At 40.8% G+C, this 21,970-nt stretch carries 22 protein-coding genes; 10 read left to right on the top strand and 12 right to left on the bottom strand.

Annotated elements, in window-relative coordinates:
• Window positions 1–26 precede the first annotated feature (26 nt).
• From NY014_RS07865 to NY014_RS07855, 3 genes are read left to right on the top strand one after another with little or no spacing between them, the layout of a single operon-like run.
• The gene (locus NY014_RS07865; RefSeq protein ID WP_259414009.1) at window positions 27–1,196 is read left to right on the top strand and encodes a DUF917 domain-containing protein; all 1,170 of its coding nucleotides are present in this window, start codon (window positions 27–29) and stop codon (window positions 1,194–1,196) included.
• Window positions 1,197–1,201: 5 nt separating this feature from the next.
• Window positions 1,202–1,552, top strand: coding sequence for an MmcQ/YjbR family DNA-binding protein (locus NY014_RS07860; protein ID WP_259414008.1), 351 nt, complete (start codon window positions 1,202–1,204; stop codon window positions 1,550–1,552).
• On the top strand, window positions 1,549–2,508 hold the full coding sequence (locus tag NY014_RS07855; protein WP_259414006.1) for an ABC transporter ATP-binding protein: 960 nt from the start codon (window positions 1,549–1,551) through the stop codon (window positions 2,506–2,508). The genes NY014_RS07860 and NY014_RS07855 overlap by 4 nt, the downstream gene beginning before the upstream one ends.
• Window positions 2,509–2,593: 85 nt before the next feature.
• Here the strand turns inward: NY014_RS07855 and NY014_RS07850 are convergent, their stop codons facing one another.
• The 3 genes from NY014_RS07850 to NY014_RS07840 are packed head-to-tail and all read right to left on the bottom strand — an operon-like array spanning window position 2,594 to window position 6,248.
• Window positions 2,594–3,118 carry an FKBP-type peptidyl-prolyl cis-trans isomerase gene (locus NY014_RS07850; protein ID WP_259414005.1) on the bottom strand — a complete coding sequence of 175 codons (525 nt, stop codon included), beginning with the start codon at window positions 3,116–3,118 and terminating at the stop codon, window positions 2,594–2,596.
• Window positions 3,119–3,123: 5 nt separating this feature from the next.
• Window positions 3,124–3,843 (bottom strand): class I SAM-dependent methyltransferase, encoded by a 720-nt coding sequence (locus NY014_RS07845; protein ID WP_259414004.1) that lies wholly within the window; start codon window positions 3,841–3,843, stop codon window positions 3,124–3,126.
• Window positions 3,843–6,248: a YfhO family protein gene (locus tag NY014_RS07840; RefSeq protein ID WP_259414003.1), complete on the bottom strand. Its 2,406-nt coding sequence runs from the start codon at window positions 6,246–6,248 to the stop codon at window positions 3,843–3,845. The genes NY014_RS07845 and NY014_RS07840 overlap by 1 nt, the downstream gene beginning before the upstream one ends.
• Before the next feature lie 147 nt (window positions 6,249–6,395).
• Here NY014_RS07840 and ffh point away from each other — a divergent pair, with 147 nt between their 5' ends.
• Window positions 6,396–7,733, top strand: a complete 1,338-nt coding sequence (ffh, locus tag NY014_RS07835; RefSeq protein WP_259414146.1) for a signal recognition particle protein — start codon at window positions 6,396–6,398, stop codon at window positions 7,731–7,733.
• A gap of 64 nt (window positions 7,734–7,797) precedes the next feature.
• Here the strand turns inward: ffh and NY014_RS07830 are convergent, their stop codons facing one another.
• From NY014_RS07830 to NY014_RS07820, 3 genes are read right to left on the bottom strand one after another with little or no spacing between them, the layout of a single operon-like run.
• The gene (locus NY014_RS07830; protein WP_259414002.1) at window positions 7,798–8,274 is read right to left on the bottom strand and encodes a nucleoside deaminase; all 477 of its coding nucleotides are present in this window, start codon (window positions 8,272–8,274) and stop codon (window positions 7,798–7,800) included.
• A gap of 39 nt (window positions 8,275–8,313) precedes the next feature.
• On the bottom strand, window positions 8,314–9,057 hold the full coding sequence (locus tag NY014_RS07825) for a LytR/AlgR family response regulator transcription factor (protein ID WP_259414001.1): 744 nt from the start codon (window positions 9,055–9,057) through the stop codon (window positions 8,314–8,316).
• The gene (locus NY014_RS07820; RefSeq protein ID WP_259414000.1) at window positions 9,054–10,136 is read right to left on the bottom strand and encodes a sensor histidine kinase; all 1,083 of its coding nucleotides are present in this window, start codon (window positions 10,134–10,136) and stop codon (window positions 9,054–9,056) included. The genes NY014_RS07825 and NY014_RS07820 overlap by 4 nt, the downstream gene beginning before the upstream one ends.
• A 258-nt stretch (window positions 10,137–10,394) precedes the next feature.
• Between NY014_RS07820 and NY014_RS07815 the strand changes: the two genes are divergently transcribed.
• On the top strand, window positions 10,395–12,902 hold the full coding sequence (locus NY014_RS07815; protein ID WP_259413999.1) for a TonB-dependent receptor domain-containing protein: 2,508 nt from the start codon (window positions 10,395–10,397) through the stop codon (window positions 12,900–12,902).
• A 132-nt stretch (window positions 12,903–13,034) separates the two neighbouring features.
• Here the strand turns inward: NY014_RS07815 and NY014_RS07810 are convergent, their stop codons facing one another.
• From NY014_RS07810 to NY014_RS07800, 3 genes are all read right to left on the bottom strand, one after another.
• Window positions 13,035–14,015: a pyruvate dehydrogenase complex E1 component subunit beta gene (locus NY014_RS07810; RefSeq protein WP_259413998.1), complete on the bottom strand. Its 981-nt coding sequence runs from the start codon at window positions 14,013–14,015 to the stop codon at window positions 13,035–13,037.
• An 83-nt stretch (window positions 14,016–14,098) separates the two neighbouring features.
• Entirely contained in the window at window positions 14,099–15,463 is a 1,365-nt protein-coding gene (locus NY014_RS07805) for an NAD-dependent succinate-semialdehyde dehydrogenase (RefSeq protein WP_259413997.1), read from the bottom strand.
• On the bottom strand, window positions 15,463–15,864 hold the full coding sequence (locus NY014_RS07800; RefSeq protein WP_259413996.1) for a rhodanese-like domain-containing protein: 402 nt from the start codon (window positions 15,862–15,864) through the stop codon (window positions 15,463–15,465). The genes NY014_RS07805 and NY014_RS07800 overlap by 1 nt, the downstream gene beginning before the upstream one ends.
• 68 nt (window positions 15,865–15,932) lie before the next feature.
• Between NY014_RS07800 and NY014_RS07795 the strand changes: the two genes are divergently transcribed.
• On the top strand, window positions 15,933–16,439 hold the full coding sequence (locus NY014_RS07795; RefSeq protein ID WP_259413995.1) for a metallophosphoesterase family protein: 507 nt from the start codon (window positions 15,933–15,935) through the stop codon (window positions 16,437–16,439).
• A gap of 57 nt (window positions 16,440–16,496) precedes the next feature.
• On the opposite strand, the gene NY014_RS07790 is transcribed toward NY014_RS07795, so the two are convergent.
• Window positions 16,497–16,643, bottom strand: a complete 147-nt coding sequence (locus tag NY014_RS07790) for a hypothetical protein (protein WP_259413994.1) — start codon at window positions 16,641–16,643, stop codon at window positions 16,497–16,499.
• A gap of 163 nt (window positions 16,644–16,806) precedes the next feature.
• On the opposite strand from NY014_RS07790, the gene hisS reads away from it, so the two are divergent.
• On the top strand, window positions 16,807–18,171 hold the full coding sequence (hisS, locus tag NY014_RS07785) for a histidine--tRNA ligase (protein ID WP_259413993.1): 1,365 nt from the start codon (window positions 16,807–16,809) through the stop codon (window positions 18,169–18,171).
• Here the strand turns inward: hisS and NY014_RS07780 are convergent, their stop codons facing one another.
• Window positions 18,172–18,453 (bottom strand): hypothetical protein, encoded by a 282-nt coding sequence (locus tag NY014_RS07780; protein WP_259413992.1) that lies wholly within the window; start codon window positions 18,451–18,453, stop codon window positions 18,172–18,174.
• 128 nt (window positions 18,454–18,581) lie between these two features.
• Between NY014_RS07780 and NY014_RS07775 the strand changes: the two genes are divergently transcribed.
• A complete protein-coding gene (locus tag NY014_RS07775) occupies window positions 18,582–18,917 on the top strand; it encodes a YbaB/EbfC family nucleoid-associated protein (RefSeq protein ID WP_259413991.1) in 336 nt (111 codons plus the stop codon).
• Window positions 18,914–19,909 carry a glycosyltransferase family 2 protein gene (locus NY014_RS07770; protein ID WP_259413990.1) on the top strand — a complete coding sequence of 332 codons (996 nt, stop codon included), beginning with the start codon at window positions 18,914–18,916 and terminating at the stop codon, window positions 19,907–19,909. Before NY014_RS07775 ends, NY014_RS07770 begins: the two co-directional genes overlap by 4 nt.
• On the opposite strand, the gene NY014_RS07765 is transcribed toward NY014_RS07770, so the two are convergent.
• The gene (locus NY014_RS07765) at window positions 19,906–20,124 is read right to left on the bottom strand and encodes a PspC domain-containing protein (protein ID WP_135074185.1); all 219 of its coding nucleotides are present in this window, start codon (window positions 20,122–20,124) and stop codon (window positions 19,906–19,908) included. The genes NY014_RS07770 and NY014_RS07765 overlap by 4 nt on opposite strands.
• 164 nt (window positions 20,125–20,288) lie before the next feature.
• Here NY014_RS07765 and NY014_RS07760 point away from each other — a divergent pair, with 164 nt between their 5' ends.
• Complete coding sequence (locus NY014_RS07760) at window positions 20,289–21,962, top strand: tetratricopeptide repeat protein (protein ID WP_259413988.1); 1,674 nt, start codon at window positions 20,289–20,291, stop codon at window positions 21,960–21,962.
• Window positions 21,963–21,970 lie beyond the last annotated feature (8 nt).

Below are 21,970 nucleotides of genomic sequence, written 5' to 3'. Positions count from 1 at the left end.
ACTTATTATTAATTAAAAAACACAAAATGAGAAAATTAGGCTTTGAAGATTTAGAGCAAATAATTCTAGGGACTGCTTTTTTGGGGAGTGGAGGTGGAGGAATGACTAAGACAGGCTATGCGTTTTTAGATCAAATGAAAAAGCAATACCCATCCGTCTCTCTGCCTTTGGTTGAAGCTTCGGATGAGAGTTTGGATCCTTCAAGCCTCGCCATGGTAATCTGCGATATAGGTGCGATTTCCGCGATTGAATCTAATCAAGGTATCGCCATCAAAGCAGCTTATGATTTTTTGGCGGATCATCAGGAAAAATATACAGGTAAAAAGACCACGGCAGTTTTGCCAATTGAATTAGGACCTGAAAGCACCATGGTTCCCTTTGTCCTAGCTGCTGCCTGTCCAGAGTTGGTAGTATTGGATGGGGATGGAGCCAGAAGAGCGGTGCCTCAGATTGAGCTGACTACCTTTGCCTCAAATAATTTGGATGTAGCACCTGCTGTCATTACCAATGATCAACCCCAGTCAGTGCTGGTGAATTGTGAAGGGGCTGGGGTTTTGGATGCTATGCTACGACCCATCGTGGAAATTGAAAATTTTGGGGATTCAGCCAGTTTGGGGATGTTTTCCAATCCGATTTCTGCTTTTGAAAAGGCTATGATTCCAGGCACAATCACGCTGAGTCAGATGGTGGGAAAAATGGTCCAGAACTTACAAAATGGAGTTGAAACCGACCCTCAAACACTACAACAAGTAAATATTCTTCAGGCTGAGTTAATTGGTAAAGGAAAAGTTCTTAATACGTTGGATAACGTAGATGGGGGATTTGATCATGGAAAAACACTCATCGCAGATACCGAAACGCACAAATTGTACACTATCCTCAATCAGAACGAAAATCTGATCGTCTTTTCTTCGGATGAAACAGCACCTTTGGCAATTGCTCCTGATTTGATTTGTGTGATCACCAAGGAATTTAAAGTGGTGACTAATGGTGAAATTTCTAGCGTGGACGAACTTTTCATCATTCGTGTACAGGCTCCTGAACAAATGCAAAATCAAGGTATCGTCAAAGGTTTTCAAGAATTGATCAATGAAATGGGATACGCTGGTTCCATGACGGTTCCACCTCAAAAATTGATTGGTTTAGGAGATTTGTTTAACCAATTGGCTGACTTGATTAAAAAGAATTATTCCTAAAACCGATGACCCTAACCTACCTACGCGATTATTGTCTTTCCAAAACTGGAACTTCAGAGGACACTCCTTTTGATGCCAATACACTTTGTTTTAGGGTAGGTGGGAAAATTTTCGGAATCACCGACATCGAAAATTTTGATTTTATCAATTTGAAATGTGATCCGGAAAAGTCAGAGGAGCTTCGAGAAAGGTATCCGGGGATTACGCCAGGCTATCACATGAATAAAAAATGGTGGAATTCAGTTTCCGTCCAGGGAAATGTTCCAGATAAATTGATTTTGGATTTGGTAGATCATTCTTATGAATTGATCTTTGACTCATTGCCTAAAAAAATACAAGCCGAGATTAGACCATGAGTTTTTTTTCAGTACGCAGGATCAGAAAATCCTACCAAAAGCAAATCGCATTACATGATTTTTCATTGGAGTTGGAAGAAGGAGGCCAATTAGCCATTGTAGGGGAAAGTGGCTCTGGAAAATCCACCTTGCTTCGAATTTTGGCAGGTTTAGAAAAACAGGATTCAGGAGAGGTATTTCTTCAAGGTCAAAAAATCCTAAATCCTGCTGAAAAGCTAGTTGCAGGTTATGACGAAATTAAACTCATCCATCAGGATTATCAATTATTTCCCAATAGTACGGTTGCCGAAAATATCGCTCGTCCGCTCTTGTTATTCGAGAAAAATTATACCAAAAACCGTGTTAAATCACTTTTAAAGCAATTTGGGCTGGAGAAGTTGGCCGATCGCCTTCCTCGTCAACTTTCAGGCGGACAGCAGCAAAAAGTAGCTATTGCTTCCGCAATGGCGATTGAACCTGAGGTTTTGCTTTTGGATGAGCCTTTCTCTTCTCTTGATACTATTCAAACACATCAACTGATTGGAGAATTGGCGGAAAGTTTCAAACAGGGGAAAACCACCGTGATTTTCGTGACGCATGAGCTCGATGATGCTTTGAGGTTGACTGATAATTTATTGATTCTCCAGAAAGGAAAAATCATTCAGCATGGGAATTCTAAATTCCTATGTGAAAACCCCAAAAATCAGTACGTGGCTAGACTGTTTTCTCCCATCAATGCCATTCCTGGTAAGGAAAATATCTATCTCAGACCAAGTGATGTGAAATTGCGAACCCGAGGGCCGTTGTTAGGACATGTAGTGGATTCTCGGTTTTTGGTCCACTTTAATAGTCTGCAGATTCGATTAAAGGAAAGTGGGATGATTTGGGAGGTGGATGATCCTTTAAGAAAATATCAAGTAGGCGATAGGGTCTATTTGAATTGGGATGCGGAAAAAGAACTGGAATTAAGTAGTTAAAAAAGTTTTTCAAAATCATTTGTGTCACCCTGAGCGAAGTCGAAGTATACTCGACTTTACTCAGATTGACATAAGAATTTTTCAATTAATGATCCTCACCATGTTCTCCGTGAACATGTCCATGATCCATTTCTTCAGGTGTTGCTTCTCTAACTTCCAGGACCTTTCCTTCAAAATGTAGATCAAAGCCAACCAAAGGGTGGTTGAAATCTAACAAAAGGGTGTCTCCAAAATCCTTCAGTACTTTTGCTTGCATAGGATACCCATTTTCATCCATCAATGGAAGAAATTCACCCTCTTGAAGCATGCTGTCTTCAAAACCCCTTTCTTTCGTGAATTGGGATTTAGGTAAGTTGATCAATAATTCATCATCAGCTTCACCATAAGCTTCTTCTACTTTTAGAACAAACTCAAATGAATCTCCTTCCTGCTTTCCGGTTAGGTATTCCTCAAATTTTTCAGGAAGGCCGCTTTGTCTAAAAATGAAATAAAAAGGATCTTCTTCATCCCGAACTTCCACACTGAAAGGGACGGATTCAATTTCGTCTTCGACTTTGCTGACTTTAAGTTCGTAAGTCAATCCTACGACTGTTTGATTTTCGATTTTCATAGCTATTAAATTAGGCCGTATTTCAGGCGGATTCGAATGCGTTCTTTCAGCACCTCCCATTTGCTGAGCGGAGTGGATTTTTGTAAGGGTTTGGATGACCGAAATACAAAATATTGATAATCCTTTTCTTGATAGAAAACTGAGTAGGTTTCCATCTTTTCCAAGTAAAATCCCGCGAAAGTAAGGCTTTTGATTAGGTCACCTGAATCAAGAGGTTGATCAATGACTTGGAGTTTTTCTGGTTCGTTTTCAATCATCCATTTCAGGTACCGAGGTGCTGGAATATGGATGAAAACCACTGAATCAGAATGTGAGTGTTTTTTGATTTTTTGGAACAAGGCCTGATGCTGATCGACTGGAATGTGCTCAAGCACATCAGGAAACACAAAAAAATCAAAGGTTTGATCTCCTTTGTCAAAATCAGACATATCCGAAACCTCAAATTTCAGATTGGTTTGATCTTTCCATAGGATTTGCGCTTTTGAAATACTTTCCGGAGAAATATCTACTGCCAGAACTTCTCCTTTGCTTACCTGCTTGGCAAGGAGTGAAGAAACAGTTCCAATTCCACAGCCTATCTCTAATACACGATGATGTGCTTGAAGCCCAGCAGCAACTACCTTATCCAAGATGGAAAGGTGACGGGAATTGATTCCAGTCTTTTCCTGCTTTTCAGCAAACTGATCATAAAAGCTGACTACCTTATTTTCGTCTTCCTCTTGCATTAAGCTTCGGTTTTATAAGTCAGGAATATTCCGCCTATCAAAGAGATCACTATCAAATATTGGAAAATGACCATAGGCGTTTTGGTAGCATAGTAGCTGGAAGGCTCAAAAGAAAATTCAATTTTGTGAGCTCCGCTAGGCACTTCAATTCCGCGTAGCAAATAATCGACCCGAAGGATAGGAGTTTCATTACCGTCAATCTTAGCAATCCATCCTTTTGGATAATGGATTTCAGAAAATACAACCAATCCTCCCTGATCCATTTGGGCTTGATAATTCAATTCATTTGGATTGTGATCCACCAAAGTTATCTGACCAGCACCAGTCGAGATATTTCCAAATTCCTCTGTATTTACGGTTGCTTGGGTTTTGGTATTGATTTCCCCGACTAGTTTGATTTCTTCCTCATTGCTGCTGACAGGGATAATCTCAGAAGGGATCCATGCAGGACCATTTGCTTGTGGGTTTTCAAACACGGCACCTGCATCCTGTCCTGCAATCAGATATTTGGTATTGAGCATATTAATTACTCCAATCCCATCCCAATCAAAGTTTCCTTCCTGGGCTTTTGTAATAAAATCCTGGATTTCATTCTGTAATTGGTAATCAACCAGATCCTGGTATCGACGTAATTTTGCTCCGTGGTATCCGCCCAAACTAGCAAATCTATAGCTCGTTCTAGCTCCTTGAGTAAGGCCTTCGGTAAGATTTAAAACCCGAAAGTAGTCCTTGTCTTTTTCAATTTCCTTTTCAGCTGGCGTTTCAGCAAAAAACTGTCTGGATGGGTTTCCCTGAAAGGATTCACTATTCAAGTATCGTCGATTGATGGAAACAAGATCAACAGAAATCAAGGCGATTAAAGCGAGACCTAGAACCCAGTCAGATATTTTCTGCTTCAGATTTAAAAAGACTAAACCACCAGAAACCACCAAAAAACCTAAGCTTTTCCAAGCTGAGGAAGTGAGCATGGATTTACGATCTGTTTGCAAAGCATTTGCCAGCCATTCCGGAAGATTGCTGTCCACAGGAGCCTCAAATCTGAATAAAGCACCTGAGGCCACTGCCAAAATCAAGAGCAATCCCCCAACAATGCCTGAAGCTACATAAAGTGGTTTGAGTTCTCCTTTTTGAACGAGTTTTTCCAAGGAAATCATTCCTAAAACCGGAATCGCAAACAAGGTTATTCCCAAAGCCATGGAAACAGCCCGGAATTTATTGTAACCTGGAAGAATGTCGAAAAGTAGGTAGTTGAACCAAGCGAGATTTTTCCCCCAACTCAAGAGAATAGAGAATAAAATCATACCCCCTAAGGCATAAAGGACCTCTTTGGGAGCCGCCCAAATTCCTAAAATGGCTAAAAAGACTAGAATTATTCCCCCATAAATAGGGCCTCCGGTGAAGGTTTGATCACCCCAGTAAGTAGGAGCAGCTTTTACGAATCCATTGATTTGACCGGCATCAATACCGTTAGCTCGTAGTGCTTTTTCAGAAGCGGAATTTTCAGGAAGGGGAGTTTGGCTTCCTCCTCCATAAAAGTCTGGGATTAAAAGCGTGAGTGTTTCCAGCTTTCCGTTGGACCAGGAGAATGCATATTCTCGATCCAAACCGCTTGATTCTGTTTCAAGAGTTGCCTCACCACGAGTGGAATAAGGGCTGTATTCCAAAGCAGCTGCTAGCCTTCCCAAATTTCCCCCAACCGCCAAAAGGGCACCCATTGTCAAGAATCCTAGACTTTTGCCTATTTCCAGCGCTCCGTCTTTTTTCCAGTCAACTATCAATCGAACCAAGACATAAATTACCGAGACGATTAGCGTGTAATAGGTGATTTGTAAATGGTTGAATTTGAGCTGAAGTAAAAGACCAAGAGCCAAAAGCGCAGCACCCAGAATTCGTTTTTTCTCAAAGGCTAAATGGATTCCCGCGAGAATTAATGGGATCAAACATACAGCCCAGATTTTGGCATTGTGACCAGCTTCTAAAGAAAGTAAGTTGAATGTGTTAAAGGAAAAAGCAATGGATCCTGCAATTGAAAATAGCGGCCGGACTCTATAGCTGAGCAGTAAAATATACATTCCTAGCATTCCGAAAAACAGTCCATTTATCGGATGCGGAAGTCCCAGCGTCAAGATAGATACCAAAGCATTGGTGATATCACCCGGGAATTCCAAGCTGATAAAATAGGCGGGCATTCCTCCAAACATGGAATTGGTCCAAAGTGCCTGTTCTCCGGTCTCTGCTCGATAGTCCATGACTTCTTTAGCCGAACCTTCCCACTGTAGGATATCTCCCTGGAAAATAACTTTCCCGTCAAATACCAAAGGGGAAAAGTAGAAAACAATGAGGAGGTAGAAAATGAGAATTCCCAGTAAGTGAGGGAGTAGATCTTTTTGAAAATTCAGCTTCATGCAGGAAGTTTTCTTCGTTCTGTAATGAAAGTCCGCAAATTAGTGATTAAAAGCTAAAATTGGCTCGAATTCACGGTGGATTCAGGACTTTTAAGTTTTCGTGCAGGCGCTAAAATCATTACTTTTGCAGCAAATAGCGAAAATCACATGTTTGATAATTTAAGTTTGAAGCTGGATCGGGCTTTTAAAACCCTTAAAGGAACCGGGAAAATCACCGAAATCAACGTTGCCACCACGGTTAAGGAAATTCGTCGTGCCTTGATCGATGCTGACGTTAACTATAAAGTAGCCAAGGAAGTCACTGATAAAATCAAGAATGAAGCGCTGGGACGGGATGTATTGATCTCAGTTTCTCCAGGTCAATTATTGGTGAAGATCACCCAGGAAGAGCTAACCAAGCTCATGGGGGGCTCCAAGGTTGATATCAAATTGACCGGTGACCCTGCTGTGATTTTGATTTCCGGTTTGCAAGGTTCTGGTAAGACCACCTTCACTGGAAAATTAGGAGCATTTTTAAAAAAGCAAGGACGACAAGTTTTGTTGGTTGCTTGTGATATCTACCGACCTGCTGCGATTGATCAGTTGAAGGTGCTTGGTGAGCAGATTGGTGTGGAGGTTTATGCCGAGCCGGAAAACAAGAATGCAATCGAGATCGCCAATAATGCGATTGCCTATGCTAAGAAAACCGGAAAGAAAACAGTCATTGTCGATACCGCCGGTCGCCTGGCAGTGGATGAGCAAATGATGAATGAGATTGAGGCATTGAAAAAAGCGCTCAATCCTTCTGAAACGCTATTTGTTGTAGACTCCATGACTGGTCAGGATGCAGTGAATACTGCCAAGACCTTCGACGAGCGATTGGATTTTGACGGGGTAGTTTTGACCAAATTGGATGGTGATACCCGAGGTGGTGCTGCTATTTCCATTCGCCACGTGGTGGAGAAGCCGATCAAGTTTATCTCTACTGGGGAGAAAATGGAGAATCTGGATGTCTTCCATCCAGATCGAATGGCTCAGCGAATTCTCGGTATGGGTGACGTAATCTCTTTGGTAGAGCGCGCTCAGCAGTCTTTTGACGAAGAGGAAGCCAAGCGAATCAACGCTAAAATCCGAAAGAACAGTTTTGATTTTGAAGATTTCCTTTCCCAATTGGAGCAAGTCAAAAAGATGGGGAATATCAAGGATTTGATGGGAATGATCCCGGGTATGGGAAAAGCTATGAAAGGATTGGATATTGATGATGATTCTTTCAAACCAATCGAAGCGATTATCCGAAGCATGACCCCGTATGAGCGTCAGAATCCTGATGTAATTGATGGAAGCCGAAGAAAGCGGATTGCGAATGGATCAGGGAGAAATATTACCGAAGTGAATAATCTGATGAAGCAATTTGCTGATATGCGCAAGCTAATGAAGCAAATGAATAAGATGGGAGGAGCCAAGGCTGCGATGAGCCGGATGATGCCGGGAATGGGAAAAAGATGATGAATTAAGAATGAATAATTAGGAATTAATCATGAGCCCGATCTGAATGGATCGGGTTTCTTGATTAATACAGGGTCTTATCACCTTTTTCTTTCCAAATCTCAAAAGCTTCCAAAACTTCTTCCCGAAGAATAGAGATCATTGGGATTTTTCGATCGGACGGTTTCAATTCAATTTCCTGATAGATGAAATCATCGTCAAAGCCTACATTTGCAGCATCTTCCTTGGTGCCGGCATAAAATACCCGCTCTGGTCTAGCCCAAAAAATGGCTCCTAGACACATAGGGCAAGGTTCGCAAGAGGTATAAACCTCACAACCTTCCAATTGAAAGTTATTAAGCGTTTTGCAGGCTTCCCGGATAGCGACTACCTCTGCATGGGCGGTTGGGTCATTGGTTTTCAAGACCATATTCGAGCCTTGGCCGACGATCTTTCCGTCTTTGACAATCACACAGCCAAAAGGACCTCCATTACCAGCTTTCATTCCCTCTTTTGCCAAGCGGATGGCTTCACGCATAAAGTGTTTTTGCGATTCATTCATATTTAAAAATACTGAACTGTTCCAATAATGTCTACAGGACTAGCTCATCCATCGGCTCATAAATGCCAAAAATGCCTCTTTGTAATTATCTCCGATTGAAATCTCATGGTTTCCAACATGGATGCTGTTTTTCGAAACAGATTCAATATGATCTAATCCAACGATATAAGAGCGATGCACACGCATGAATTTATCAGTTGGAAGCAACTCCTCCATATTTTTCAAGCTTGTTAGGGAAAGCAGGGGAGCGGTTTTGGATTTCAGATGAACCTTGACATAATCCTTGTACGCTTCCACATACATGATGTCCTGAAGCATGACTTTTACCAGTTGGTATTCTACTTTCAGGAAAATATACTCCAAAGGTTTTTCTGCACTTTCTGCTTTTCCGGAAGGAGCATTTTTTCTACGCTCGAAGTAATTGTAGGCTTTTGTGGCAGCATTTAAAAAATCCTCGTAACTAAAAGGCTTAAGAAGGTAATCCAAAGCGTCTACCTTATATCCTTCAATTGCAAATTGATGGTAGGCAGTGGCAAAAACGATACGCGTTTGATCGGAATTTTTCTTCCCATCCAAGACTCGTGCGAGTTCCATACCCGACAAGTCAGGCATTTGGATATCCATAAAGATCAACTGGACCTCATGCTGATTGATAAAGCTCAAAGCTTCAATGGCACTGGTGAACTTTCCGATTAATTCTAAAAAGGATGTTTGCTCTATGTATTTGCAAACTAAATCCAGGGCAAGAGGCTCATCATCAACCGCTATGCATTTGAGTTTCATTCGAGATTCAAAGTCAGGTTGACGTAATATTCCTGATTCTCCTCATCTTTCCCAAATTTCAGGCGATGTTTGCCGGGATAAAGTAAACTCAATCGACGTTGCGTATTGACCAAACCAATACCATGTTCTTTAGCCTCTGGACTGTCAGGATTAGTAGGGAAAATTTGATTTCTAGTCTCAAAAAAGACTGTATTTCCCATGATTTCCAGCTTGATGTAGATATCGCTCTCTTTTTGGGAACTGATCCCGTGTTTGAATGAATTTTCCAAAAAAGGAAGCAATAGCATTGGAGCAATGATATGATGATCTTCTGCTTCATCCAAATGGATGTGGAGCTTGACTTTATCAGTCAGTCGCATTTTCATTAGCTCAATATAATCGCGGATGAAATCAACTTCTTTACTTAAAAGTGTCGTTTCCTTTTGATTTTCATACAGCACATAGCGCATCATTCTGGAAAGCTTCAACAAAGCCTCCTGCGCTTTTTTCACATCCAGATTGGTAAGGGAATAGATGTTATTTAGTGTGTTGAAAAAGAAATGCGGGTTGATCTGTGCCTTGAGGTAGGAAAGCTCCGTTTTAATTCGCTGTTTTTCAAGTTCCTGCCTATGCTCCTCGTCTTTTTGCCATTTCTGCACCAAAGCCAAAGAAGTACTTAACCCAACCGAAAGCAAATACAACATTTCCTGAAAAACATCTCCAGGAATCCATCTTCTTTTAGGGTCAAATGGTCGATCAGGGCTAAAAGTTTCATGCATTCGAAGCGGGTACTGAATAAGTTGCTCGAAAGACACAATGATATAGTAAAACAAAATCCCACCGATAATCGCCATAATCAGGTATGTGTATGTTTTACCTTTTAACAGAACCTTTGGAACGACGAATGATTGATTGGTGTAGAAGATGAATAAGAGCAACAGCACCAAAAAGGCCTGCTTCCACCAATATTCATTCGGGAGGTCGATTTCTCCCATTCTCCAAGAGAGTGGGGAAAGTAGGAGTAAAACCACTCCTAGCATCAACCAGCCCAAAATATGGACGAGTATGGATATGTTTTTTCTGGGGGTGACGAGCTGCATAGCCTTGATTTTCAATACAAACTAAGAGAAAGTTTCTCCAATTTGAAGGAATAATCTACCAATCCAAACATTTCACCGCTCAAAAGTACTTTTTGGCCGATAAACCCCACTTTTCCAGATTTGCCCCTATTTGTCTACCCAAAATGGGTTTTTGTCGATTAGTCTAGGGGCTTGGTCTATTGCATGGATTTATGTGAAACAAAGCCCGTTGCTTTGTGGTAGAAAAGGGGAGAAAGCCCACTATTTGAAGACTAAATCATGAAAAAACTACTCAATTTAATTATCGTTTTCTTTTTCGCTGCAGGATCAATTTCTGCATTTGCGCAGCAAACTGAAAAGGAACCCGCTCGAATCATTGGAGTTGCGAAAGACGCCAAATCCGGTGAGCCAGTAGGGTATGCGACCGCAGCCTTATATAAAAAAGGTGCCGATGTAAGTCTTGCCGGAGCTGTTGCAGACGGAGACGGTAAATTTTTTATCACAGGTTTCGAACCTGGAGATTACACACTTCAATTGACCTTTATAGGTTTTGAAACATTGGTAGTCGATGGAATCAAAGTAACTAACCCAACTGGAGATGTCAACTTAGGAGAGTTGTTGATGTCAGATGAAGGATTGGCATTGGAGGAAGTGACTGTACAAGGACAGCGCGAACTTATCGAAGAGCGCGTAGACCGAACCATCTACAAGGCTGAAAATGACAAAACCGTCGCTGGTGGTGACGCTACTGATGTTCTAAGACGTGTGCCAATGCTTTCTGTGGATTTGGATGGAAACGTATCCATGCGAGGAAGTAGCAACATTACAGTTCTAATCGACAATCGCCCATCAGCTATCGCAGCTAGCAGCATCACTGATGCTTTGCGTCAGATTCCTGCAGATGAAATCAAAGAAGTTGAAGTTATTACCTCCCCATCTGCAAGATTCGATGCAGAAGGTACTTCCGGTGTAATCAACATTGTTACCAAGAAGAACAACCTAGAAGGAATGACTGTCAGCATTAACAGTGGTGCTGGTCTTCGAGGTTCAAACTTAGGGTTGAACGGTGGTGCTAGAATCGGAAAATTCGGCTTCTCTTTGGGAGGTTTCGGACGCTCTGGATACAATACTTTGGGTAGCTTCGATAATACACAAACACTACTTGGTGCAGATGGAGGCCAAACTGTAATTGCGCAGTCTGCCGATACAGAGCGAAATTTCCTATTCGGCCGATATAACTTCGGAATTGATTACGAAATCAATAAGTACAATTTCTTGACTGGTTCTGCGAACTTCGGAATTCGAAACTCTAGAAACTATCAGAATGATTTCTTGACTCAGACTTTTGTAGGTGGTGACTTAGTGAATTCAGCCATACGTCAGACTGACACAAAAGATAAGTCAAACTCTATTGATGTGAGTTTGAACTACACAAGAACCTTCGAAAAGAAAGGGAAAGAGATCAGCTTCTTGACACTTTACAGCAGAAATAATAGAGAAAACTCTTTTGTCAACTCTCTTTTCAATGAGGATTTCCAAACAATCGATTCTCGATTGAGAAATGATAACCCTAGCCGAAATGAGGAATTTACAGCTCAATTGGATTTCGTAACTCCAATGGGTGCAGATGGACAGCAAATTTTAGAATATGGTGCTAAAAATATTCTTAGAAAAGCTTATTCAGATTTTGCCTACTTCAGAGCTGACGGTGCAGATGGAGACTATATTGAATTGGTTGATCCATCTTTGAGCAATGAGTTTAGCTATGATCAAAATGTATCCGCTGCTTATGTGTCTTACACCTTCAATTTCTTGAAGAACTATACCTTGAAGCCTGGATTCCGCTATGAGTACACTACCATTTCCGCAGATTTTGCGAATGAGTTGACTGTACAGATTCCTTCTTATGGATCTTTGATTCCTAGCTTGAATGCAAGTAGAAAGCTAAAGAACGGAAACATGATCAAGGCAGCTTATAACCGTCGATTGCAGCGACCTTCATTGAGATTCTTGAATCCAAACATCGAAGCATCTAACCCGCTTCAAGTTACTCAGGGTAATCCTGAGTTGGATCCTGAATTTACCGATAACTACGAGTTGGGATACAGTACCTTTATCAAAGGAACTATGTTAAACTTCACCACTTTCTACCGAAATACAACTGGTTCTATCCAGGCAGTTCGATCGGTTCTTGATGATGATGTGATTTACACGACTTTTGAGAATATCGGACAAGAGCAGGCGATTGGTACCAACATCTTCGCTAATGTGAACATCAACAATAAGTTCTCATTGAATGGTGGTATTGACTTGTTCTACACCATGTTGGACAATGGATTGTCTGATCCTCAGACAGCTGCTCAAAATGAAGGTTGGGTAATCAGTGGTCGTATGTTTGGTAACTATTCCCTTCCAAAAGATTGGCAGATTCAGCTCTTCACCTTTGCTAGAGGTCGTCGAGTTCAGCTTCAAGGAACAAGTGGTGGATTTGCTGCTTATGGTTTGAACTTGAACAAGCAGTTCCAAGAGAAAAGAGGAAGTATTGGTTTCGGAGTTGAAAACTTCTTAGCAAAAGAGTTTATTATCAGAAATGAGACTATTACTCCAACCATTATTCAAAACAGTACAACTGCTTTGAGAAACATGAACTTCAAAATCAATTTCAGCTATAGAATCGGAAAGATGTCCATGAATGACCGAAATCGCCGCAGAAAGTCTGTTAATAACGATGACTTGAAAAGCGGAGATGATGGAGGAATGAATGGTCAGATGAACGAAAATAGATAATCTGAAATCTGAACAAGACAATTGGGAACTGGTTATTTCTAAGGGCTAGTTCCCTTTTTTATAGATAGATAGATTGGGTAACAAAAAACCCTGACTTGTTAGGTCAGGGCTTTTTTTTGGAATATTCTAAAACTATTCTCTATAAGTCACTTTTTTGATTGCTTCTACTGTTCGCTTCACATTTGGAATAGTGGCCTCAATGTAAGTAGGAGCATAGCTCAAAGGAACGTCCATGGAATTGACACGGATAACAGGAGAATCCAAATAATCAAAAGCGTATCGCTGGAAATGATAAGTCAATTCAGATGAAATTGCGGCAAGCGGATTTGCTTCCTCAACAATGACAGCTCGATTGGTCTTTTTCACGGACTCTACGCATGTTGCGTAGTCAATCGGTCTTACAGATCGAAGGTCGATTACTTCACAATCGATTCCTTCTTTCGCCATTTCTTCAGCAGCTTCCAAAGCCACCTTCATCATTTTTCCGAAGGAAATCAAGGTGACGTCTTTTCCTTTTCTTTTGATGTCAGCAACCCCAATAGGAAGTAGATATTCAGACTCAGGCACTTCTCCTCTGTCAGAATACATCAATTCAGACTCCATGAAAATTACTGGGTCTGGGTCACGAATAGCTGCCTTCAGAAGTCCTTTTGCATCATAAGGGTTGCAAGGTACGACTACTTTAAGGCCTGGAGTATTGGCAAACCAGTTTTCGAAGTTTGAAGAGTGAGTAGCTCCAAGCTGACCTGCGTTTCCGGTAGGACCTCTAAACACGATTGGAACGGAATAGGCGCCTCCTGACATAGCATACATCTTGGCAGCTGAGTTGATGATTTGGTCAATGGCAACCAAGGAAAAGTTGAAGGTCATAAATTCAATGATAGGTCGCAGACCATTCATAGCTGCTCCTACACCCAAACCTGCAAAACCCAATTCGGAAATTGGAGTGTCATAAACACGGTCAGGTCCAAACTCATCCAGCATTCCCTGAGAAACCTTGTAAGCACCATTGTACTCGGCTACTTCTTCTCCCATCAAAAAGACATTGGGATCACGTCTCATTTCTTCAGACATGGCCTCTCTGAGGGCTTCTCGAAACTGTATTTCTCTCATTTTATAAGGTCAAAATTATGGCTCGTAAAAATAGGAAGGAATCCCTCAATTGCAAAAACCGCTGGTGGGATTATCCTCGCTAATTAACCCAAATAAACCGTCTTTATATTGACGAATTCCAGAATGCCTTCTTGACTGAGCTCTCTTCCGTAGCCTGACTTTTTGATTCCACCGAAAGGAAGATGTGGATTTGATGCCACTAAAGAGTTGATGAAAACCGCTCCTGTTTCTATTTCAGCTGCAAGTTTTTCGGCTTTTTGAAGGTCTTGGGACCAAAGACTTCCACCAAGTCCAAATTCTGAATCATTGGCTAGGGCTATGGCTTCTGTTTCATTTTTTACCTTGAATATAGAAGCAACTGGTCCAAACAATTCCTCCGAATAGACTGGAGCATCTTTAGGTATATCTGTCAAAATGGTAGGTTCAAATAATGCTTTTCCCTTTTCTGGTTTCTTGCCTCCTAAAAGGATTTTAGCACCCGCTTTCACACTTTTTTCAACCTGCTCATAGAGCTCAAAAGCCAAATCCTCTCTTGCCATGCAAGCAAAGTCGGAGTTTGGGTTTTCAGGATCTCCGAACTTCATGGATTGAATTTCTTGCTTGAAGACTTCCACAAATTCTTCAAAGACCGATTCTTCTACAATAAACCGCTTGGCTGCAATGCAGCTTTGGCCAAAATTGATCATTCGGGCTTTGGCTGCTGTTTGCGCTGCTTTTTTTACATCTGCATCCGCCATTACGATAAATGGATCGCTTCCTCCCAATTCCAGAAGAGATTTCTTGATGTGCTTACCTGCTGTTGAAGCTACAGCCGATCCAGCTTTTTCACTTCCTGTTAGGGTAACTGCTTTAATTCTAGGATCGGCAATGATTTTATTGGTTGCCTTAGAATCAATCAGTAAGGTTTGAAAAACTCCTTCAGGAAAACCTGCTCTTTCGAAAACTTTTTGGATAGCCAAAGCTGCCTGAGGAACATTCGAGGCATGTTTGAGCAGCCCAGTATTTCCCGCCATTAAGGTTGGGGCCGCAAATCTAAATACCTGCCAAAAAGGGAAGTTCCATGGCATTACAGCTAATATAGCTCCCAATGGTTGATAGATAACTTTTGCAGCAGCTCCATCCGGAAGTTCAATGGATTTTGATTTCAGGAAGTTTTCCGCATTATCTGCATAGTAGTCACAGACCCAAGCACATTTTTCGATTTCCGCTTGAGACTCTTTAATGACCTTTCCCATTTCTTGGGTAAGGAGCAAGGCATAATCATCCCGATTTTTCCGCAGTTCTTGTGCTGCGGATTTCATAAGTTTTTTTCGATCAGAAAAATCTGAATTTTTCCACTTACGGAAAGCAGCCTCGCTTTTGGCTAAGGCTGCTTCGATTTGGAGTTCATCAAATGGATCGAATTCCTTTAAAATTTCCCCTGTGAAGGGATTGATAGATTGAATCATCAGTCTTTGGTTGGCTTTCCTTCGTTTTTCCAGGCTGTAATGCCTCCGTCCAGCATGATAACATGTTTAAAACCTGCTGCTTTCATGGCAGCACCTGCTTTTGCTGTCCTTTTTCCAGAACGACAATAAAGAAGGTATGTTTTGGATTTGTCCAAGGTTTCGATTTTCTCAGAGAAATCCTCAGCCAAAAAATCCAGGTTTTCAGCTCCTGAAATGTATCCTTCTTTCATTTCTTCAGGAGTTCGGATATCCAAGAGGGTGTTTTTCTTTTTGCTGATAAGCTTTTCGAATTTATCAACGCTGACAACTTTAGCTGAATCTCTTGCTGTTTGGGCTTGGGAATAAAACGCCAAAGTCACTAAGAAAAAGCTTAGGATGGCCGATTTAAGATAATTTTTCATAGTCAATAATTTTTGAGTGCAGTACTTTCCATACATATTCGGGGAGAAATTAATTCCTTTCTCCGCAAATGTCCACTAAAATCGCGCTCATTTCAGATTCCCACGGTTACATTGATCACAAAACCCTAAAATACCTGGAAGAAGTGGGTGAAATTTGGCATGCTGGTGACATTGGCAGCCTTGAGGTCATGGATCAACTTCCGGAAGAAAAAGTCATTCGAGGAGTATTTGGAAATATTGATGATAAGGAAATTCAAAACCTATATCCTGAATGGAATGACTTCGAGGTTGATGGAGTCCGGGTCTTGATGACACATATTGGAGGAAAACCGCCTCGATATGCCAAAGGGGTCAAGACAAAAATTAAAGCTGCCAGGCCTCAATTATTTATTTGTGGACATTCCCATATCTGTAAAGTTGAGTTTGATCCGGAATTGAATTGCTTGTACATGAATCCAGGAGCTATCGGTCAGCAAGGTTTCCATCAAATGAGGACCATGTTGCTTTTTGAATTGGATCAGGGGAAAATAAAAAATCTTCAAGTGGTAGAATTAGATCGTAGAGGTCGAGCCTAATTTGCCCAAAAACAAAAAAAGCGGCACAGGCCGCTTCAAAGATTTGATTGAAATGAATTATTTCTTGTCGAAAGATTTTTTCAATTCTTCAATGTCAACGTTTTTGATTACTGGCTTCGCAGTTAATTGCTTGATTTGAGCAACACGCGTATTTTGACCTTGTCTTTTTCTTCTAAGCTTTCTTTTAAGAGTAGTAACTGCCATGGCTATATCTTTTAATGTATTGGATTCGAATCGGACGGCAAAGGTAGAAAAACATTTGCGTAATGCCTAAGTGAGCTTTGGAAAATATTTTGTAAATCCAAGAGAAACCAAGCTATTCTGCATTTTTTGGGTAAATTTGGCCTTCAAATCACCAAAAAGTTTCATGCAAAAACCTAGTTTACCAAAAGGTACAAGAGATTTTGGGCCAGTACAGATGGCTAGAAGAAATTTTATCTTGGATACAATCAAGGAGACTTTTCAAATTTTTGGATACCAGCAGTTGGAAACACCTGCGATGGAAAATCTCAGTACCCTTACAGGAAAATATGGAGACGAGGGAGATCAGCTATTGTTTAAAATTCTCAATAGCGGAGATTTCCTGAAAAATGTCACTGAGGAAGATCTGAAGAATGGCGCGGCGGCTACTTTGCCAAAAGTCTCAGAAAAAGGACTTCGCTACGATCTGACTGTACCTTTTGCCCGATATGTGGTAATGAACCGGCATGAATTGACTTTTCCTTTTAAGCGATTTCAGATTCAGCCTGTTTGGCGAGCAGATCGGCCACAAAAAGGAAGGTATCGTGAATTTTATCAATGCGATGCAGATGTAGTTGGGACGGATAGCTTGCTTTGCGAAGCAGAAATCATCCTGATGATTCGCCAGGTATTTTCGAAACTAGGTATCCAAGACTACAGCATTAAAGTCAATAACAGAAAGATACTTACCGGAATTGCGGAGGCAATTGGAGAAGCTGGAAAAGAAGGACCTCTTTGTGTCGCTATCGATAAGCTGGATAAGATCGGCAAGGAAAAGGTAGAGGAGGAATTGCGGCAACGAGGTTTTGGTGAGGAGGCGATTACTAAACTTCAGCCATTATTCGATGCCAATCCAGAGGATTTTGATGCTGGACTGGAATTTTTGAAAGGTTTTCTAGCAGAAAGTGAGACAGGAAAGCAAGGAATTGCGGAACTGGAAGAAACCTTGGCGATTTTGGCTAGTCTTGGTGGTAGTAGGGATCATGTTGCATTTGACTTCCTTTTGGCTCGAGGGCTATCCTATTATACAGGTGCGATTTTCGAAGTGAAAGCTCATGGAGTAAAGATCGGATCGGTCAGTGGAGGAGGAAGATATGATGATTTGACAGGTGTTTTTGGGATGCCTGGTGTTTCGGGAGTCGGATTTTCATTTGGTGTAGATCGTTTGTACGATGTGATGGAAGAACTTGGGTTGTTTCCTGATGATAATCTTTCTGCTCCAGTGCTTTTGTTTGCTCATTTTGATCAAAAAGGCTTTGATTACGCAGCAAGTCTTTTGAGTAAAGTTCGAGCCAAAGGAATCCGAGCTGAGCTTTATCCGGACTTGACCAAATTGAAAAAGCAACTGGATTATGCAAGCAAAAAAGGAATTGCCTTTGTTGGAATTTGTGGGGATGTGGAGATAGAGTCTAAAACCATCGCTTTGAAAGATTTGGCAACAGGGGAGCAATCATCAGTTACACTAGAGGAGATGATTGAAAAACTCTCTTGATTATTCGACTTTAATGATAGAACGGATAGGAATTGTGATTCCTCCTTTGAGTACCACAAATTCAGATCCTACAGCCCAAACAGTCGTATAAACTTCATACAGATTTTGATCAACAGAAAGAAAGCTTATTCGAACCTTAGTATGAAGTAGGTTGCCTAAAGTCTGAGAGCGATGAAGAGTGGCGAGACGCTGCTTGATTTGTTCAGGGTTTGATAAAACTTCCCTTTTAGTAAAATTGATAGCGCCGATTTGTTCTTTTTCGATTCTTACTGAAGTTTCCATAAAGAGTTTGTTTTCTGTAAAAAGTATAAACAGGAATTATTTCGTGAAGGTTACAGAAAATTATCTTATGATTTGTATAAAAATTATTTTACAAAATATTATTCTGAATAAAATTAAAATAAAAAACTATGTTTGATTTTATGAATATGATGAACAAGGTTAAAGAAGCCCAAGCCAAAATCAAAGAGGCGCAGGCGAAACTTGTTCATTTGACTGCTGAAGGAGAATCCGGAGCTGGAATGGTAAAAGTGACAGTCAATGGAGAGCGAAAAGTAGTCAAAATTGAAATGGATGAATCCCTCATCACTCCTCAGGATAAGGAAATGCTCAGTGATCTTATCGTTGCTGCCACCAATATTGCCATGGAGCAGATAGATGCAAAGATCAAGGCAGAAATGAAAGCTGCTACCGACGGAATGATTCCAAATATTCCTGGAATGGACTTGGGTGGCATGTTTGGATGAAAACCTGCGCTATTGTCATATTGAATTACAATGGGAAGGAAATGCTTGCCCGTTTCCTTCCTTCTGTTGTTAAATATTCCCAGTTTGATATTTGGGTAATAGACAATGCTAGCACAGATCATTCTTTAGAGTTTCTTGAGAAAGAATATCCGCAGGTATTTGTAGAAAAACTAAGGCAAAACTTCGGGTATGCAGGTGGCTATAACCGTGGTTTGGAAAAATTAAAAGGAAGCTACCAATATTATATCCTACTCAATTCCGATGTGGAGGTCACTCCTGCTTGGGACATCACTTTGATAGAATATCTCCAAAAAAATCAGAATCTAGCTGCCGTTCAACCAAAGATTCTTTCTGCTGTTGATCTATCTCAGTTTGACTATGCAGGAGCAGGTGGTGGATTTTTGGATTCCTTATATTATCCCTATTGTCGGGGCAGAATTTGGAACCAAATCGAAAATGACAAAGGTCAATACGATGAGGATTGCTTAGTGGATTGGACTTCTGGGGCCTGTTTTGCACTTCAGTCTAAATTGTTTCATGAATTAGGTGGCTTCGATGACCATTTTTTTGCTCACATGGAAGAGATCGACCTTTGCCTTCGAATTCGTCAACAAGGATTGGATTTGGCATACACTTCCAAGAGTACCGTTTATCATTTAGGAGGAGCAACCTTGGACCGCTCAAGTCCGCGAAAATTGGAACTGAATATTCGGAATAGTCTTTCGATGATTTATAAAAATTTACCAACCTCTTCTTTTTGGTGGATTTTTATTCAAAAAGGAATTCTCGAACTGATCGCAGGAATAGGCTATTTTTTGCAAGGAAAAAGTGCTTTAGGTAAAGCAGTTTTTCAAGGTTATGTAGGTTTTTTTCGTCAGCGCTCCATTTTCGCACCGGGGACTAACAAAAAAAAGATCCCGTTTTTGGGACCTTCCAGTTATGTGTTTATTGATTTTTTCTTCCGGGGAAGAAAGAAATTTTCCGAGCTTTAATCAAAAAGCACCGGGTTATTCATTTTTCTGAAGTACTTTCGGATTTTCATCATCATGGCCATGGATACGTAAATAATCACCGGTGAGCCAAGTGTGATGAAAGATGAGTAAATAAAAAACAATCGAATGCTATCAATGGGGAAATTGAATTTTTCTCCTAATCTGGAGCAAACGCCGAAGGCTCTTTCTTCAAAAAACAGTTTCAGTTTTTGCATGGTATTCGATTTGTGGTGGTCTAAGTTAAAAATACTCTCGCGAACTATAAAGCAAAATGTCTGCCCGTTTGTTCCCCAAAATTAAAAATTTCCTTTTCCTTTTTTTATTTTTCTGGAGCTTTATATCGAATGCTCAAGAATATCGATTCATAGAAAACGTCCGTTTGACGCCAGAGAAACTGGAATATTTTCGGGATTCGATTAGGTTTAAAGTGGAGGGAAGTATTCCTATTGAATCGGTTGTGACTCCGAGAAATCCGAAAGCAATTTTGATTTTCAGATCATCTACCACAACACTTGATTTGGGAGAGCTGGAGTTGAAAAAGAATTTATCGGACTATAGTTTTGAAGCTGAATTTCGATTGGCCTTTCAACCTTGGATACAGGAGAGTATTTTAGAATTGCAGTTTTTTCAAGGCAAAAAAGAAACAGCAGAACCTTTTGAAAAGCGGACTCTTGCCCAAGGAATTATCTTAACCCCATTTTTAGCGAAAGTAGGCAAAGCAAGTCCAAGTGAACCCATTCCGGATGTAGGTCTGATTATTCCTGCTGGGGCTGTTGATCAAGGGGCCGCACAAACAAAAAACTTTTTGTTTCTATTTGATCCGGGATCCTCTATATATAAGGCATCAGCTGCAAATGAAAAGCAATTCGAGCTGGTTCGGGACTTTGTTACTGAAAACCCTGACGTGAAATCGGTAAAGATTACTGGAATCCAATCTCCTGAAAATTCAGAAGGAAAAAACAGTAAGTTGGGAATGGATAGGGCGCAGAGTCTCCTGAAGGTCATCCAAAATAAAAAGCTTTTCCTTCGTGATTCCATGATTGAGGTGGGAGCTCGGTGGAACGATTGGTTTGACTTCCGTTTACTTCTCTGGGATTATTCCGGACTTTCTACTTCTGCCAAAGATCAATATTATGATGTGTTAATGAATGGGGATGATTTTTTGACTCAAAAAGAAAAATTGAGAGAGATCAGAGGATTTGATCAGGTGGCAAGACAATTATTTCCAAAATTGCGAGGGGCGAAGCTGGAAATTATCGCCAAACCTGGAATGGGAATCGGTCTAACCAAGATGAGTATTTTACAAAAGGAGTTGACTGGAAACTCATCTAATAGTGAATTGGAATTTTTGGACTGGGCTTTGGCAGCTGAGAGCTCACCAAGGCTGGAGGAAAAATCCCAGATCTATATTAAAATGACGGAATTGTTCCGTTCGCCATTGCCTTACAATAATCTGGCAGTAGTAAAAATGCAGCAAGCTCAGCGGACTTTTGATCCGGACGAAAAAGAAAATCTTTGGGCTGAAGCCGAATGGCTACTTCAACAAGCACTTCGACTGGAGGAGAATCCATACTCTCTGCATAACCTTGGGCAAATATTGGCACTAAGAGGATACTATTGGGAGGCATATAAATATTTATCGAACGCATCTGTCTTAACGAGAAACCCGGACTTTTTAAAAAGAAATGAAGCGCTGAGAGGTGCTTTGGATATATTGAGGGGTGACTACAAGCTGGCGACTTTACGATTTGATTACGAATACACAGAACCAAGCAGTTATTTTAACAAAGGTCTTGCTCATCTATTATCCAAAGAATATTCAAAAGCATCTCTGGCATTTGAAGAGTCGGTTTTCTTAAGTAGGGAGTTTGGATATGGATATTATGGATTGGCTTTGCTCGCAGTAAACTCCGGCCAACCGGAAGTGGCTTCCATTCAGCTTCAAAAAGCAATCGAAGCAAATGAAGAGCTCTACAAATGGATGTTATTTGATCCTAGCTTTGAAGAAATCAGAAATTCTGAAGATTTTTTTGAGAACTTAAGAAAAGACTGATTTTACCA

It is taken from the genome of Algoriphagus limi (genome assembly GCF_024919275.1).
GTDB classification, from domain to species: domain Bacteria; phylum Bacteroidota; class Bacteroidia; order Cytophagales; family Cyclobacteriaceae; genus Algoriphagus; species Algoriphagus limi.
The sequence above is the reverse complement of the archived record's forward strand: the minus strand, read 5'-3'. Positions and strand labels throughout refer to the sequence as shown.